Below are 16,457 nucleotides of genomic sequence, written 5' to 3' on the forward strand. Positions count from 1 at the left end.
ACAACAAGGTTTCGCGATTGTTGTGCCGTCGCGTTCGCCTACCGTCACCACACCCCGCTATGCGTCGTCTGCCCCTCGTCCTGCTCGCGCTCGCCGCGCCGCTCGCCCTCCGCGCCGAGCGCCTCACGCTCAACTTCAACCCCGACTGGCGCTTCACGAAATCCGACCCCGCCGCCGCCGCGACGCCGGCCTTTGACGACGCCGCGTGGGAAACCGTCTCCACGCCGCACACGTTCAACGACGTCGACACCTTCGACAACTGGTCGCTCCCCGGCCACCGCGGCGAGCAGCAGCAATGGAGCGGTCGCACGTGGTATCGGAAACACTTCCCCGCCCCCGCCACCTGGCGCGGCCGGAAGGTCTTCATCGAATTCGAGGCCGTGCGCCAAGTCGCCGAAGTTTATCTCAACGGCACCAAGCTCGGCGTCGCCAAGGGCGGCTTCACGCCCTTCGGCTTCGACCTGACGCCGCATCTCCGCTTCGACGCACCGAACATCCTCGCCGTGATGGTCGACAACCGCTTCGCCAAGGACCCGCTCGATCCTTCGCTCGCCCCGCAGGCCGCCACGAACGAGAAGACGCATCCCAACCTCGGCCAGCTCTCCCAGCAATTCAACGAGCAGATCCCCGCCACGCTCGACGAGCTGCAGGCCGACCAGATTCCCTGGAACAATCCCCACTGGCATCCCGCGCACGGCGGCATCTACCGCAGTGTCCGCCTCATCGTCACCGACCCGCTGCACATCACGCTCCCGCTCTACTCGTTTCTCCAAACCGAGGGCCCCTACGCCTACGCCACGAACGTCTCCGCCGACTCCGCCGATTTCGCCCTCGAGGTCCCGGCGCACAACGAGCGCACGACCGACGATTGCTTCACCGTCTCCGCCGCGCTCTTCGACGCCGACGGCCGCGAAGTCTGGCGCGGCGCCGACGACGTCGCCCTCGCCGCCGGTGAAGCGAACACCTTCAAGTTCGCCGCCCGCCTCACGCATCCTCGCCTCTGGGAGCCCGGCTACCCGCACGTCTACCGCTGCGTGATCGAGCTGCGCACCAAGGACGCGGTGATCGACCGCACCGAGATCCCGCTCGGCATCCGCGCCATTCGCTGGGACGCCGCCACGGGCCTCTGGATCAACGGCGCGCACACCAAGCTCCACGGCTGGGGTCAGAAACCCACCAACGAGTGGCCCGGGCTCGGCGCCGCCCTCCCCGACTGGCTGCAAGCCTACACCTCGCGACTCATGCGCGACGCCGGCGGCAACTTCATCCGCTGGGGCCACACGCCCGCCGGCCCGGCGCAGATCCGCGCCGGCGACGAGCTGGGCATCGTCACGCTCCAACCCGCCGGCGACGGGGAGCACGACACCGTTGGCGGTGCTTGGGAACTGCGCTTGGCGAACTTCCGCGACGTGCTGATCTACTACCGCAACAACCCGTCGATCTTCATCTGGGAAGGCGGCAACCAGAAGGTCACGCGCGAGCACGCCGCCGCGCTGCGCGCGCTGATGGACCGCTACGATCCGCACGGCGGCCGCGCCTACGCCCACCGCCGCGCCGACCAGATCACGGCCGAGTTCATGGACGTCGGCATCGGCACCGAGGGCGGCCGCGAGATCGCGCGCCTGCCCGTCGTCGAAGGCGAATACGACCGCGAGGAGTCGCCGCGCCGCGTCTGGGACGACGCCTCGCCGCCGAACTTCGGCTACCCCGAGGCGAAGGGCCAGACCTACCAGCTCACGTCCGAGCAATTCGCCGTGAACCAGGTGAAGCACTACGTCACCAAGCTCGGCGCCGACAACCACGCCGGCGGCGCGAACTGGATTTTCTCCGACAGCACGAGCGGCGGCCGCGTCGCCGTGGAAGTCGCGCGCGCCAGCGGCGAAGTCGACGGCGTGCGCCTGCCCAAGGAGGCCTACTTCGTCTGCCAGGTGATGTTCACCTACACGCCCCGCGTCCATGTCATCGGCCACTGGTCCTATCCGGCCGGCACAAGGAAAACCGTCTACGTGGCGGCCAATACCGGCGGTGACGTCGAGTTGTTCGTCAACGGCCGCTCCGTCGGCCGCGCGCAGCCCGAGAACCGCTTCCTCTACACCTTCCGCGACGTCACGTTCGAGCCCGGCGAAATCAAGGCCTTGGCCTACGACAAGTCCGGCCGCGTCGCCGCCACCGCCGCGCAGCACACCGTGGGTCCCGCGGTGGCGCTGCGGCTGACTCCGATCACCGGTCCCGACGGCTGGCGCGCCGACGGCGCCGACATCGCCCTGCTCGACGTCGAGGCCATCGACGCCCGCGGCGACCGCGTGCCGACCTTCCAGCAGCGCGTCGACTTCGCCGTCGACGGTCCCGCCGTCTGGCGCGGCGGCTACAACAGCGGCAAACTCGACTCGATCAATCACACCTTCCTCGACCTCGAAGCCGGCATCAACCGCGTCGCACTCCGCAGCCAGCCGCAAACGGGCCGCGTGACCGTGCGCGCCACCTCCGCCGGCCTCGCTGCCGCCACGCTCACGCTCGAAGCGCACGCCGTCGCCGCCGACGCGCCGCCCGCGTGGCCGAAGTTCACGCTACCCAACGCTCCGCAGCGCCAACCGGCCGAACTCGCGCCGCGCGCGGGCGCGACCGCTCCGGCGATTCCCGCCGGCCAAGCCGGGCGCTTCATCAAAGCGTTCAACTACTCCGGCCCGAACGCGACCATCGTGCACGTCGAGACCGACGCACGCGACGGACGCAACGCCTACGTCGATGTCGAATCGCCGTTCAGGCAGCTGCCCGCCTCGCTCGTCGGCGCCGACTGGGTGCAGGTCGACAATCGCGACGCCCGCTACCACGCCGTCGACCTGATGGAACTCGCCACCGCCGGGCCCGCCGTCGTCACCATCGCCCACGACGACCGCCTGCCGCGCCCGCCGTGGCTCGCGGATTTCGCGCCGACGAACGAGAAGCTCGTGGTCAACGGCGTGACGCTCTCGCTCTTCACCCGCCGCCTCGCCACCGCCGGCAGCCTCACGCTCGGACCAAACACCGAGCAGGCGAACCCCAAGCAGGCGGCGATGTATCTGGTCTTTGTGCGGTAGTCCGCGACCTCCGGGCGCGGGTCGTGCGACTACATCCGCGCCTGACCCGCGTTCGGGGAGCCCGGGCTACCTCGACTCGCGGTCACCCCGTGTTCTTCAACCCCGCCGCGATGCCGCTGACGGTCAGCTCGATCACGCGCTTCGCCTCGCGGCGTTCAGCGTCACTCAACTTGCCCGCGCGCAGGCGGCGAATCATCTCCACCTGCAGGTAGTTCAGCGGGTCGATGTAGGGATTGCGCTGCTTGATCGAGTTCGCGAGCACCGGCTCGCCGCCGAGCAGGTGATTTTGCCCCGCGACCGCCAGCACCCATTTTTCGGTGCGGCGGAACTCAGCGGCGATGCGCTCGAAGATGCGTTCGCGCAGCGTCGCGTCCTCGACGAGGCCGGCGTAGACGCGCGCGATGCCGAGGTCGGCCTTGCCGAGCGTGAGCTGGGTGTTGTCGATCAGGAGACGGAAGAACAGCCACTCGCGATACATCGTGCGCAGCTGCTCGAGCCCGGCGTCGCGCGCGGCGTATTGCTCCAGCGCTGAGCCGAGGCCGAACCAGCCGGGCAGGTTGAACCGGCTCTGCATCCAGGAGAAGACCCAGGGGATCGCGCGCAGGTCCGCCAACGTGCGCGGGCCGGCCTTGCGGTAGGACGGGCGCGAACCGAGCTTCAGCTCGCCGATCTCGTCGATTGGCGTCGCCTGCTGCCAGAAGGTCAGGAACTCCGGGTCGTGCACCAGCGCGCGGTAGACTTCGGTGCTGTGCGCGCTCATCGCTGCCATCGCCGCCGGCCAGGCGGGATCGACGGGCTTGCGCTCGGAGCGCGCCGCCTGCGAGCCGAGGATGACGCCGTAGGCCATCTGCTCGAGCACGCGGTGCGCGATGTCGAGGTCGTGATAGCGCGTCGAGAGCACCTCGCCCTGCTCGGTGATGCGGATGCCGCCGTTGCGCAGGCCCACCGGTTGCGCCAGCACGGCCTTGGCCGCCGGGCCGCCGCCGCGTGCGATGCTGCCGCCGCGGCCGTGGAAAAGCGTCAGGCCGATGCCGCGTCCGTGCACGACGGCCGAGATCGTCTCCTGCGCCTCGTAGAGCGCCCAGTTCGCCGCGAGGAAGCCCGCGTCCTTGTTGCTGTCGGAATAGCCCAGCATCACGTGCTGGTGGTCGCCCTGGCGCTTCAGCCAGCGCCGGTAAACCGGCTGGTCGAACAACTGCTCCAGCACACGCGGCGCGTTCTCCAAGTCCTCGAGCGTCTCGAACAGCGGCGACACCGGCAGGCACGTGCCGGCCACCGTCTGGAGCAGCACGACTTCGAGCAGGTCCGAGACGTCGTTCGTCATGCTGACGATGTAGATGCCGAGTGCCTCGGACGGCGCCCCGCGCACGGCGTCGAGCGACTCCAGCGCGGCCTTCAGGTCGCCGGTCGCGTCGGCCGGCGCCGGCGGTGGGGCCTTGATCGCGCTGGCCAGCAGGCGGCACTTCTCGTCCTCCGGCAACTCGGGATAGTCGTCGCGGGCGAGCAACGCCGCGACCGCCCGGGCATGCCAGGCCGAATGCTGCCGGAGATCGAGGCGCGCGGTGTGCAGTCCGAAGGTGGCGGCTCGGCTCTCGACATCGCGCAACGTGCCGTCGGCGATCACCGCGGCGCGGCTCCGGCGCAGGCTGGCGTCGATGGCCGCGAGGGCTTCGCGCAGCTCGGACTCGGTCAGCGGATGCTTCGCGTCGCGCAGCCGCGAGCGCAGCGTGAACACGAGCAGGCGATACGGTTCGAATTCATGGCGGCGCTTGATCTCGTCCCAGTCGGCCGAGTGCTGCCCCAGCTTCTGCGCCACGCGGGCGAGCGCCGGCGACGCGGGTTCGCGGAGCGACGACAACGTCAGCGACCAACCCAGTCGTTGCAGGCCGCGGCCCATCGCCGTCAGGGCGAGATCGCGCTCCATTTTCAGCACCGAGCGAGTCACGTCGCCGGTGACGAACGGATTGCCGTCGCGGTCGCCGCCGATCCACGAGCCGAAGCGCAGCCACCCCTGAGGAGGACGCACGGTCGGGTAATGCTTCGCCAGCGCCGCCGCGAGGTCGCGCTGCAACTCGGGCAGGACGTGATAGAGCGTGCGCTCGAAATACCAGAGTCCGGTGCGCGCCTCGTCGATGACCGTCGGCGGCGTCGGACGGCCGCGGTCGGTCAGCCAGAGCGACACGATCTCGCGCTCGATCTCGGGGCTGTCCGCCATCTCGCCGACCGGCGTGTGCCGCAGCACATCGGCCAGAGCGGCGAGCTTCGTGAGCAGCGTGCGGCGCTTGGCCTCGGTCGGGTGCGCGGTGAAGACGAGCTCGATGTCGAGCTGCTCCAGGATCGCCTGCACTTCGTCGGCAGGCACGGCGCGGCGCTTCAACTCGGCAACGGCGGCGGCAATCGACTCCTTGCGTTGCTCGGCATCCGCGCGGCGGGCGCGAAGGAGACGGATGCGGAAGTTCTCCTCGGCCAAGTTGACGAGTTCGAAGAACAGCGTGAACGCCATCGCCTGATTCAGCGCCTGTTTCGGCGAGAGCCGGCGCACGCGCGCGGCGAGTTTCCCGGCGGCGGCGGTCTTGCCGGCGCGGCTGTCCTTGGCGAGCAAACGCAATTCCTCGACCAGCTGGAGCGTGGGAGCGCCTTCGAGGCGCTCGATGATGGAGCCGAGCCGGGCGCCGAGCGTGCGGACTTCGGCGCGCAACAGGGGAAGTTCGTCGGCAGCGTGGCGTGGGGCGGCGTGGGCGGTGGGCATCGAGGGGCGCGGTCAAGTTGCGCCCGAGCGCGCAGCCGCTCAACGTCGCGTGGCGTCATAGCCCGAGGCCTTTCGCGGCGCGGCGACGCGACGAAAGCGGCTTCGGCCCGTCGGACTGCACGCCCATGTCTTCGACGGCGCTATTCGCTGTGTGACGCGCCAGCGTCGCAGGTTGTCGAAATCGCTTTGCCGGGATCGTCAGCGCCCCATCGCCTTGCGCCATGCGTTTCCGACGTGTTTTTGCCTCCTACTCGGTGCTGCTCTGCGTGTTCGTGTCGGCCTTGCTCGCGCAGCAGTCCGCCCCGGCCATCCCGTATGGCTCCAACCCCAGCGCCGGCGCCTACGCGCAGGTCAACGGCGTCAAACTCTACTACGAAATCTACGGCGAGGGTCCGGCCTTGCTCATGATCCACGGGAATGGCGGCTCGATCTCCGGCCGCGCCGCCCAGATCGAATTCTTCTCCCCTCGCTATCGCGTCATCGCCGTCGATTCGCGCTGCCACGGCAAAAGCGAAGTCGTCGCGGGCGAACTGACCTACGAGCTGATGGCCGAGGATCTCAACGCCCTCCTCGACCACTTGCAGGTCAAGTCCGCCTGCATCTTCGGCCAGAGCGACGGCGGCATCATCGGATTGCTCCTCGCCATCCATCACCCGGACAAGGTCGGGAAACTCGCGATCATGGGAGCGAACCTGAATCCGGCCGGCGCCTACCCGTGGGTGCTCGAGTGGGTCGACAGCAAACGCAAACAAGTCGAAGAGCTGTTGGCGCAGGGCGACAAGCGCGCGTTCCTGCCCGTCCGCAAACAGCACCTCGATCTGCTCGCGAACCACCCGCACATCCCACTGAGCGATCTCGAAAAAATCACCGCGCCCGTCCTGGTCATGGCCGGAGACAAGGACGTCATCCGCCCCGAGCACACGCAGCAAATTTTCGAGCACTTGGCGCACGCACACCTCGCTATCTTCCCGGGTGCGACGCACGGCGTTTCCAGCGAAAAACCGGCGTTGTTCGATCAGACGCTCGAAACCTTTTTCCACGAGCCTTTCACTCGTCCGGACAGCAAGGACTACATCAAGTAAGCGCCGTTCAGCAGCGCGAAAGCTGCCCCGGACGCCGGCGCGACGGCGACTAGGCCTCGGCGACTCGCACCCCTCGCCGAGCAGAACCTAGAACTTTGGTGCGACACCCGCATCGCGACCGTCACGCGATGCGCCCACGTCAAAGCAAGACGAGGCAATCCGCGCCGCCGCGGTGCGCGCTCACTTGGCGGAGTTTGTCGGGGCCGGACGCTTCTGCGCCAGCAACCACTCATAGAAGGCGGGATTCGCGTAGGTCTCGGACCACGAATCGTGCCCCGCGTCGGGATACATGGTCAGCTTGGCGTGCCCGCCGGCAGCGTTGATGGCGTCGACCCGTTCCTGGGAAAAGGCCGGCTGCACCAGCGGATCCTTCGCTCCGTGAAAGGCCCAAACCGGCAGATTCTTGAGTCGCTCACCGAGGATCGCCGGCGGCAATTCACCGCCACCGCAAATCGGCGCAATCGCCGCGTAACGCGCCGGGTTGAGCCCGGCAGCATCCCAAGTTCCGAAACCGCCCATGCTCAAGCCCGTGAGATAAACGCGCTGACGATCGACGTGGTAGCGCCGAGAAAGCTGCTCGACGAAAACATCGATGGACGCGGCCGACCACCAGCCGAACTCGGGGCACTGCGGCGAAACCAAGATGAAGGGGAACTCCCGGCCTTGCGCGACGAGCTTGGGCGGACCGTGGCGCGCGACGAGTTGAAGGTCGCTCCCCCGCTCTCCCGAGCCGTGCAGGAACACCACCAACGGCCACGCCGGACCGTCTTCGCGGTATTCCTTCGGCAACTGCACGAGGTAGTGCCAAGTGCACTCGACGCTGAGCGTGATCGCATCCGCGCCCGACTTCGCCGGTGTCGCCGGCTGCCGAGGCGCGGAGGAACAGCCAGAGAGCAGAACGATCAGGCCCAAAATGCAGACGGTGGGTTTCATCGGCTCAAGTCTTGGCCGCAACGCCGGCAGCCGGCAAGCCACGCCCGCCGACACCCGGCTCACCGCCACTCGTGGCGCGGATAACGACGGGAGAGCTCGGTTTTGATTTTCGGATACTGTTCGCGCCAAAAATTCGAGAGGTCGTCCGTGACTTGGATCGGTCGCTGATTCGGCGCGAGAACCTCGATTTTCACGGCGACACGGCCGTGACCGAGCGTGAACTTGGAGCTGACGCCGTAGAGCTCCTGGATGCGCGCGCTGAGCACCGGCGGACCGTCCTTTTCGTAGCGCACGCGTGCCTTGCGGCCGTTGGCCATCTCGATGCGCTCGGGCAAATACTCGTCGAGCACGGCGAGTTGTTCCGGCAAGAGCCAGTCGCGGAGCACGGGCATGACGGCTTTGTCCTTCAGCTCGCGCGCGCCATAGCTGCCGTAGCAAATCTGCTCGATCAGCGTGGCGCGATCGGCATCGGCGATCGGGTTCACTTCGAGCTCCGGCCACCACTTCGCGAGGCAGTTGACGCGCGTGATCCAGTGTTCGATCGACTCGTTCCACTCGGTGAGCTGGATGCGACCGGCGAGAACTTCGCGGGCGAGGAGCGCCGCGGCCTGCCCCGCCGGCGGCTCGTCGGCGGTCTGCTTGGACTCGAGCACGAGATCACGGAAACGCCGCTCCTTGCGCGCGAGCACGCGGCGTTGCAGCTCATCGTAAACCACGCCGCCGGCGTCCTGAAAATCGTCGGGGAAAAGCTCCTTGAGCCACGCCTCCTCGATCGCGGTGTTGAGGTTGAGGATCGTGTTCACCTCGCCGCGGCTCTCGATCTCGGTGATCTCAGCGGCGACGAAAAGCGGCGAATTCTGAATCACGCTCTCGCGCGCGAGCACGCCTTTGCGCGCGTGCACGAGTTCGCAGCGAAGCGTGCCCTTGTCGAGGCGACGGGCGAGATGATCGCTGAAGCCGAGCAGCACGCACTTGCGCACGGCGACGCTGTCGACGCGCTGCTCGGTGACGTCGAGCTTCTCGCCGGCGGCGATCTCGAGGAACTGCTCGAACAGCGGCCCGACCTGCCGCACGGCCTGCGCGTGGATACCGAGACGGCGGCAGGCATCCAGGTTGTAGTTCGCCTTGTCCGCGTAGCGCCAGGCACCCATCAGCAGGAAAAAATCCGACTCGCTCTCCGCGCCGAACAGCTCCTCGCGCGCCTCCTCGGTGCGCCGGTCGACGCCGCGGAGCAGGAAGTTCCGCCCCTGCGTGAGCGCCGCCATCAGCGCGACCGAGCGCACGCAACCGTATTCCTGCGCGGCGAGGAACATGCGCGCGTAACGCGGGTGCATCGGGAAGCGCAGCATCTTCCGGCCGACGTCGGTGATGGCAAGGTGGTCCGTGCGCTCCGCGCGCGGACGGTCGTCACGTGGAGCGTGACGACCACCTAGTGCACCCAAATCCTCCAGCAGTGTTTCCGCGCGCTCGAGTGCTTTCGGGTCGGGCATTTCGAGCCAGGGGAAGCCGTGGATGTCATCGATGCCGGCGGCCTTGAGCGTCAGCACGACCTCGGCGAGGTCGAGGCGCTTAACCTCGGGCAATTCCTGGAGCGGACGCTGCGCGTGCTCGCGCTCGGTCCACAGTCGCAAGCACACGCCCGGCGCGGTGCGGCCGGCGCGGCCGGCGCGTTGGTCGGAGGACGCAACCGAGATTTTCTCGATGAGGAGCGTGTTGATGCCGCGATGCGGATCGTAGCGCGCGACGCGTGCGAGGCCGCTGTCGATCACCGCGGCGACACCGTCGATCGTGAGCGAGGTTTCGGCGACGTTCGTCGAGACGATGATCTTGCGCGCGTCGTAGCGCGCCACGGCGCGATCCTGCGCGTCGGGCGGCAGCTCGCCGTGCAACGGGAAACACGCGAAGCCGCGCAACGCGTGCGAGCCTTGGATTTCCTGCACGGTGCGGCCGATCTCGAATGCGCCCGGCATGAACACCAGCAGATCGCCGGTCGTCTGCGCCGCGATGCGTTCGCACTCGCGCGCGGCGACAGCCCAGACGGGATCGTGCTCGAAGTTGACCGCTTTGGGCAGGTATTCGATGCGCACGGGGAACGTGCGACCTTGCGAGGTGAGCACGTCGCAGGGCGCGAGGTAGTCCTTCAGCAGCGCGGCGTCGAGTGTCGCGGACATGACGACGAGCTTCAGGTCGGGCCGGCGCGTTTGCTGGATCTGGATCGCGCGCGCGAGCGAGATGTCGCCGTAGAGGTGGCGCTCGTGGAATTCGTCGAACACGATCGCGCTGACGCCGCGCAGCGTGGGATCGAAGGACATCTGCCGGAGCAAAATGCCTTCGGTGACGAAGCGGATGCGCGTCGCGTCGCTCACGCGCGAGTCGAGGCGGATTTGGTAGCCGACGACGTCACCGAGCCGCGCGCCGACTTCCTCAGCCACGCGTTTTGCGAGCATGCGCGCGGCGAGCCGGCGGGGCTGGAGCACGACCACCTCGCCCCGCTGGCCGAGCAGACCGTGCTCGAGCAGCATCTGCGGGACCTGCGTGGACTTGCCGGAACCGGTAGGTGCCTGGACGATCAGGCGACCTTGCGCGCGCAGCGAGTCGACGAGTTTTTGCTCGAGTTCGTAGATGGGCAGCTGGCGCGGATCGGGCATGAAGCGGCACGATTGAGCGCCGCGCCCCGGCGAGCGCAAGGCGGATGCGCGGTAACCCGCGATTGACGCGCCCGGGGCGCCTCACGCAAATTTCCACCGGGCCACCTCATGTTCGCACGTCCGTGGATTCTCCGCCCTGCAACCTTAACGCTCACTCTGCTCGCCGCCTGCTTCCCGCTGTCCAGCGCGGCCGGCCTGCGTGATGGCCTGACGGCGACGGAAGCCCGCCAGCTGCAACGCGAGGCGCGCCTCGTCTTCGAGCTGCTGCAGAACCACCACTACTCGGGCCGCGCCTTCCTCGAACTCAAGAACCAGGACCTGCTCCGCGGCTTCCTCAACGAACTCGATCCCGACGGCAGCTTCCTGCTCGAGTCGGACGGCGAGTTCATCTTCCGCCGCTTCGGCCAGACGTTGAAATCGGTCTACCTCGCCCGCGGCGACCTCCAGCCCGCATTCGAGATTTTCGATCTTTACCAGGAGCGAGTCGCGGCGCGCGTGGACTGGATCGCCACCCGCGTCACCCAACCGCTCGACCTCACGCTCGACGGAGAGCGCGACGAGCAAGCCGCGAAGCATCCGCCGAAGACCGCCGCCGAGGCCGACGCGCGCTGGGAGCTGCGCCTCAAGGACGAGATCCTCGACGAGATCGTCGCCGGCCGGACGCCCGACGAGGCGAAGACCGAGCTCACGCGGCGCTACCGGGAGTTCCAGCGCAACGTCGCCGGCATAGATCCCTTGCTGGTGCGCGAGCGGTTCTTCGACTCCGTGATCCGCACCTACGATCCCCACAGCGGCTACTTTTCGGCCGACTCCGCCGGAGAGTTCGCAGTGACGATGGGCCGGACACTGGCCGGCATCGGCCTGCGACTCGGCAAGCGCGAAGGTCGCTGCGTCGTCGAACGCGTCGACGCCGGCGGTCCGGCCGACCTGCACTCCCCGCTCGAACCCGGCGACACGGTCCTCGCCCTCGCCGATCCTGACGGCGCTTGGCAGGATGTCGCGTCACTCCGCTTGCAGGACATCGTCCGCCGCGTCCGCGGCTCCGCCGGCACGACCCTGCGCCTCGCCTACGCTCCCGGCGGCGGCAACGAGCGTCGCGAGATCACCCTTACGCGGGCCGAGATCGTCTCGCCCCGCGACCGCGCCTCCGGCGCCGTGCTTGAAGTGCCGGCCGACGGAACTGTTTCCCGCCGCGTCGGCTGGATCCGGCTCCCGGCGTTTTACGCCGCAGGCCGCGACACCGACGCCACCAGCGCGACGCGCGACGTCCGCGAGCTCCTGGCCGCGATGGATCTCGCGAAACTCGACGGCCTCGTCCTCGACTTGCGCGAAAATCCCGGTGGCGCGCTCACCGAAGCGGTAGGCTTGAGCGGACTCTTCCTGCCACCGAGCTCCGTGGTCATGCACACCCGGCAGGCTGGAGCCCAACCCGAGACCCTACGCACCGCGGCGGACGCCGCGCCGCTCTACACCGGCCCCCTCGTCGTGCTGACATCAGCGCAAAGCGCGTCCGCCAGCGAAGTCTTCGCGGGCGCCCTGAAATTCCACCACCGCGCCCTCATCGCCGGCGCCGCTTCCACCTACGGCAAGGGCACGGTGCAAAACTACATCGAGCTCGCCGCCGCCGCGCGCCTGCCCAAGGCCGAAACCGCCAGCTGGGGCACGCTGCGCCTCACCGCCCAACGATTCTACCTGCCCGACGGCGCGACGGTGCAGCGCACGGGCGTCACGGCCGACCTCGAGTTTCCCGGTCCGGGCGGCGAGTCCCCGCCCCGCGAGGCAGACCTGCCGGGTGCGCTGGCCAACGAGCCCACTCCGATCGCGCCTCCGGTCACTCCCGCTGTCGCCGCGGGCAAGGGGCAATTGGACGCCGCGCTGTTCACCGCGCTCCGCGCCCGCTGGGAGCGGGACGAGAAGGAGCTGCCCGAATGGTCGCTGTGGAAACGCGAGAGTGCGCTGCGGGACCGCCAGCGCACCGAGAAACACCCGCTGCAGCAAGCCGCGCGCGAAGCGTCGCATCAGGAGGAAACCACGGCGCGTGAGGAATTGCGCCGCGAGCGACGCAAGTTGACTGCTGTCGCCGCGTGGCCGGGCACCGCCTGCAATCTCCAGGCGGTCACGAGCGCACTCGAGCAGAGCGACCGGGCGCTGCGCGCGGTCGACGCCCAGGCCGCACCCGGCGTGGTCATCGTCGAGACCGAGCAGCACCGGCTCCGGAAACTGCGGGCCGGCACGGTCGATTTCACCCGCTTTTCCGGCGATGCCGCCGCGCTCGCGCAGGCCTTTTCCCGCAGCGCCGGGAAGACCGCGGATCCCGAGGCGGTGCGCGCCTTACTCTGTGACTTCAGTCTCCAGCGCGAGCGTCACGCCGCGGCGTGGCAGGCCTGCGCGCGGCGTCATTTCCCCGCCGACCAGTGGACCGACGACGAGCTGGCCCACGGACTCGCGGCGCTCCTCGGCGCCCTCCCCGCGATCGACCCGGAGCTGGCGCGCGAGCACGCCGCCCTCGACGTGCCGCTGCGCGAGGCGCTCCGCCTCGCCGCCGAATGGGCCGGCCATCCGCAATCGTGATTTCCTTTCCAGCTTTCCGCATGAAGAAGTTCCTGTTCCCCGTCGCGGCCGCCCTCTGGGCGTTGTCCGCCCTGGCCGAAAACCCGCCCGCGCCGACCGCGCCGGCAGCGCCCAGCCCGACCGTCGCCGAGCAGGACGACGACGCCCCCGCCCCGGCCGCGCCGAAGCCCGACCCCGCCGCCGCACAATACTGGCAGGCCATCAAGCTGCTCGGCAGCAAGAAGCCCGCCGAGCAGGAAGCCGGGCGCACCGCGCTGCAGGCGGCGGCGGACCTCGAGTATCTGCACGCCCAGGTCCAGCTCGCCCAGTGCCACCTCACCGGCGGCTATGGATTCAAGAAGGACGAGCGTCGTGCGATCAACCTCCTCCGTCTCGCCGCCGAGCGCGGCAGCGGATTCGCCCAGGTCAGCCTCGGCGCCTGCTACGCGAGCGGCACCGGCATCCGGACCGACGAGACCAAGGCCGCCGAGTGGCTCCGCGCGGCCCTCGCCCCGGCGGCGGACTTCTCGCGGCCGACGCCGCCCGCCGACTTCGAGTTCGCCGCCGACACCGAGACGGACGGCGTGGTGGGCCAGCAGGCCGCCGATCCCGCGAATGGCGCGCGCGCCTCCGCCCACTTCCTGCTGGGCGTGTTGCTGGCCAAGGGCAAGAAGGACGCGGAAGCCCAGGAGCACTTCGTCGCTGCCGCCAGCGCGGGTCCCGACGGGCGCGACGGCGTCTTCCAGGCCGCGGTGACCGCCGCGCTCAATTTCGCCTTCGGCCACGGCACGCCGCGCGATCTCGACAAGGCGCACGCCATGCTCGAACGCAGCCGCCATCTCACCGCCCGGCTCGGCGTGAACCTCATCCACAACTACTCCACGCTGAAACTCGTCGACGAGTTCGCCATCGCCGACCTCGAGCAGGACGCCGACGCCGCAGCCCGGCGCGTCGAGACCGGCCTGCAATTCAAGATCGCCGCGCAGTTCGCAGACAAGAAATCGAAGGACTACAACCCGGCCGAAGCCGCCCGCTGGTATGAGCTCGCGGCGCAGAACGGCGAGGGCTGGGCCATGGTCCAGCTCGCCTTCCTCCACGCGGACGGCAGCCTCGGCAAGACGGACCTGACCAAGGCCTTCGAGTGGCTCGAAAAGGCCGGCAGCGGCGACAAGCCGAAGGACTTCCTCGGCGCCGCCAACCTCGCGCTCTGCTATGCCAATGGCATCGGCACGACCAAGGACTCGGCGAAGGCCGGCGCGATCTTCCAAAAGCTCAAGGAGAACGACCTCGTCTGCCACCTCGGCTCCATCGGCCAGGCGCCCACGGCGCTCATCACGCGCGACCAGCTGATCGCACTCATGCAGACCTGGGCGAAGAAGAAGAGCGATCCGCACGCCCAGTTCCTCTGGGGCCTGCTCCTTATGGACGCTCGCTACGAGCACGCGGATTTCGACGACGGCCTGCGCTGGATCAAGAAAGGCGCCAAGGCGAAGGACGGTCCTGCCCTGCGCCAGCTCGGCTACCTGCACGAGCGACTGTATTGGCGCCTCGGCGAGACCCGCGAACAGGGATTGAAGGAAGCCGCGGAGTGCTACCGCCAAGCAACCGAGGCGAACGATGTGCCGGGCATGAACAACTATGCGCTCCTCCTCAGCGACGGCCTCGGCGTGCCGCGCGACACCGAGCGCGCAGAGACGCTTTACCTGCGCGCCCTCCAGTTGCTCCCCGACTACACTGCCGCCCACAACAATCTCGCGGTGCTCTACCGCTCGCGCCTGAACACGATGCAGACCCCGGGCCAAGCCGAGCAACGCGCGGCGCTGGTGGCCAAGGTGCTGGAGCACTTCGAGGCCGCGGCGGCGGGCAGCGAGGCCGTGGCAGCCAAGAACCTCGGCGACATTTATCGCGAGGGTGAAATCGCGCCACGAGACTACCGGCGCGCCTACGGCTATTACGAGCAGGCCGCAGGCCTCGGCTTGCCGATGGTGCACCTAACCCTCGGCGATATGCACGAGCTCGGCCAAGGCGTCCCGGTCACGCTCACCGAGGCGGCCTATCACTACCGCTTGGCGGCGCTGGCCGGCAATTTCGAGGCGCTCCGCCGCCTGGTGAATTTCTACATCGAGGGCCGCGGCGTGTCCACCGACCTCGACCGCGCCATGTTCTGGCTCCGCCGGCTGGCGTTATTCCATCCCGGCGCCCTCCCGACCGCCTGTGACATCCTCATCCACAAAGGGGATTTCGAGAACGCGCTCAAGATCCTGCGCCAATTGGCCAACAGCGACAACGATGTCCTCGCCGGCTACGCCAACAACCGCCTGTCCGAATGCTACCTCGCCGGCTGGGGCGTGAAGCCGAATCCCGCGAAGGCGAAGAAATATTTCGATGTCGCCGTAAAGAAGGGCGACAGCGAGGCACTCACCAAACTCGGCATGGACCTGATGAAGGACAAGAAGGCCGCCGAGGGCGTCGCGATGTTCGAACGCGCGGCGGCGAAATCGCGCGATGCGAATTTCTACCTCGGACAGCTCTACTATTTCGGCACCGACGTTCCCAAGGACGAAGCCAAGGCCCTCGCCTACCTGCACACCGCAGCGGAGCGCGGCCAAGCCGGAGCGCTGTATTTCCTCGCCGGTCTCACCTTCAACGGCGCCGCGGGGGCACCCAGCCTCGAGGAGGCGGTGCGGTTCGCCACGCAGGCAGAGTCTCTCGGCCATCCGAAGGCGGCCGCGCTCCGCACGAGACTCGAACAGCGACTAAAGGAAAACGCCCGCCCCACCGAGCAATCCGCCCGAGCACGCGCATCTTGACTCCATCACCGCACGCGCGAGGCCGTTAGAAAGTCGCACGCCCGATGACCGACTGCATTGCGGGCCGGCCGACGGCCTGCGCCCATCTTCCTCGTCTAACGGCGCTTTCACCGGCAACGGCAAGAAACGCGCTGCGCAGGATTTGTTGTGAACAACCTGCGAGCAAGCGCGCGCTCAGAAGTTATTCACTGCATCGCCGCGGGCGCACAGGTGAGCAACTTGGTGGTAAGAACCGGTAGACTTCCGATGGGAGCGCGCGCACATTATCCGCGTTCCTTGATAGAACAGTCGCTGCGCAACGGCATGAAAAACCCGTTGAAGGCGCGGCTGGGATAATCCCGGGCAACCGGGGAAAGGGCGGCCGCAACTGGTGCGGTCCTCCCCTCCTCTGCGAATAGCGGAGCGCAGGCATATGTCACCAGTTCCTCTGGACGGTGTCGCAACCGATCCAGTTCTGCGACTAGGAACTGTGCGGCGAGGCGCGAAGTAGAAACCGCGTCCGAGCCGAGTCAGGTCCAAGGCCAGTTTCGGGCCTTGCACTGATGCAGTTACCCAGAGGGTTACGGCTGCTACTGCACGACCAGGACGCAGCGATCGTTTCGGGAGGG

7 protein-coding genes are annotated in these 16,457 nt (G+C 68.2%); 4 read left to right on the plus strand and 3 right to left on the minus strand.

Translation table 11 applies throughout. From position 1 onward, the window contains the following. Nucleotides 1-59: 59 nt before the first annotated feature. Complete coding sequence (locus KF715_02775; protein MBX3735588.1) at nucleotides 60-3,077, plus strand: DUF4982 domain-containing protein; 3,018 nt, start codon at nucleotides 60-62, stop codon at nucleotides 3,075-3,077. A gap of 82 nt (nucleotides 3,078-3,159) precedes the next feature. Here the strand turns inward: KF715_02775 and ppc are convergent, their stop codons facing one another. Then, nucleotides 3,160-5,826 (minus strand): phosphoenolpyruvate carboxylase, encoded by a 2,667-nt coding sequence (gene ppc, locus KF715_02780; GenBank protein ID MBX3735589.1) that lies wholly within the window; start codon nucleotides 5,824-5,826, stop codon nucleotides 3,160-3,162. A gap of 221 nt (nucleotides 5,827-6,047) precedes the next feature. Here ppc and KF715_02785 point away from each other — a divergent pair, with 221 nt between their 5' ends. Further along, nucleotides 6,048-6,908: an alpha/beta fold hydrolase gene (locus KF715_02785; protein MBX3735590.1), complete on the plus strand. Its 861-nt coding sequence runs from the start codon at nucleotides 6,048-6,050 to the stop codon at nucleotides 6,906-6,908. A 180-nt stretch (nucleotides 6,909-7,088) separates the two neighbouring features. Here the strand turns inward: KF715_02785 and KF715_02790 are convergent, their stop codons facing one another. Next, the gene (locus KF715_02790) at nucleotides 7,089-7,841 is read right to left on the minus strand and encodes a dienelactone hydrolase family protein (protein ID MBX3735591.1); all 753 of its coding nucleotides are present in this window, start codon (nucleotides 7,839-7,841) and stop codon (nucleotides 7,089-7,091) included. 59 nt (nucleotides 7,842-7,900) lie between these two features. After that, nucleotides 7,901-10,489 (minus strand): ATP-dependent helicase HrpB, encoded by a 2,589-nt coding sequence (hrpB, locus tag KF715_02795; protein ID MBX3735592.1) that lies wholly within the window; start codon nucleotides 10,487-10,489, stop codon nucleotides 7,901-7,903. 108 nt (nucleotides 10,490-10,597) lie between these two features. On the opposite strand from hrpB, the gene KF715_02800 reads away from it, so the two are divergent. Both KF715_02800 and KF715_02805 read left to right on the plus strand, forming a co-directional pair. Then, nucleotides 10,598-13,060, plus strand: a complete 2,463-nt coding sequence (locus KF715_02800) for a PDZ domain-containing protein (GenBank protein ID MBX3735593.1) — start codon at nucleotides 10,598-10,600, stop codon at nucleotides 13,058-13,060. Between the two features lie 20 nt (nucleotides 13,061-13,080). Beyond that, nucleotides 13,081-15,849 (plus strand): sel1 repeat family protein, encoded by a 2,769-nt coding sequence (locus KF715_02805; protein MBX3735594.1) that lies wholly within the window; start codon nucleotides 13,081-13,083, stop codon nucleotides 15,847-15,849. The last annotated feature ends 608 nt before the right edge of the window (nucleotides 15,850-16,457 follow it).

It is taken from the genome of Candidatus Didemnitutus sp. (assembly GCA_019634575.1).
Classification (GTDB): Bacteria; Verrucomicrobiota; Verrucomicrobiia; order Opitutales; family Opitutaceae; genus Didemnitutus.

Excerpts from the sequence above, each read along its gene's own strand:
- KF715_02775 (MBX3735588.1), top strand. The coding sequence starts at position 60 with ATGCGTCGTCTGCCCCTCGTCCTGCTCGCGCTCGCCGCGCCGCTCGCC.
- ppc (MBX3735589.1), bottom strand. The coding sequence starts at position 5,826 with ATGCCCACCGCCCACGCCGCCCCACGCCACGCTGCCGACGAACTTCCC.
- KF715_02785 (MBX3735590.1), top strand. The coding sequence starts at position 6,048 with ATGCGTTTCCGACGTGTTTTTGCCTCCTACTCGGTGCTGCTCTGCGTG.
- KF715_02790 (MBX3735591.1), bottom strand. The coding sequence starts at position 7,841 with ATGAAACCCACCGTCTGCATTTTGGGCCTGATCGTTCTGCTCTCTGGC.
- hrpB (MBX3735592.1), bottom strand. The coding sequence starts at position 10,489 with ATGCCCGATCCGCGCCAGCTGCCCATCTACGAACTCGAGCAAAAACTC.
- KF715_02800 (MBX3735593.1), top strand. The coding sequence starts at position 10,598 with ATGTTCGCACGTCCGTGGATTCTCCGCCCTGCAACCTTAACGCTCACT.
- KF715_02805 (MBX3735594.1), top strand. The coding sequence starts at position 13,081 with ATGAAGAAGTTCCTGTTCCCCGTCGCGGCCGCCCTCTGGGCGTTGTCC.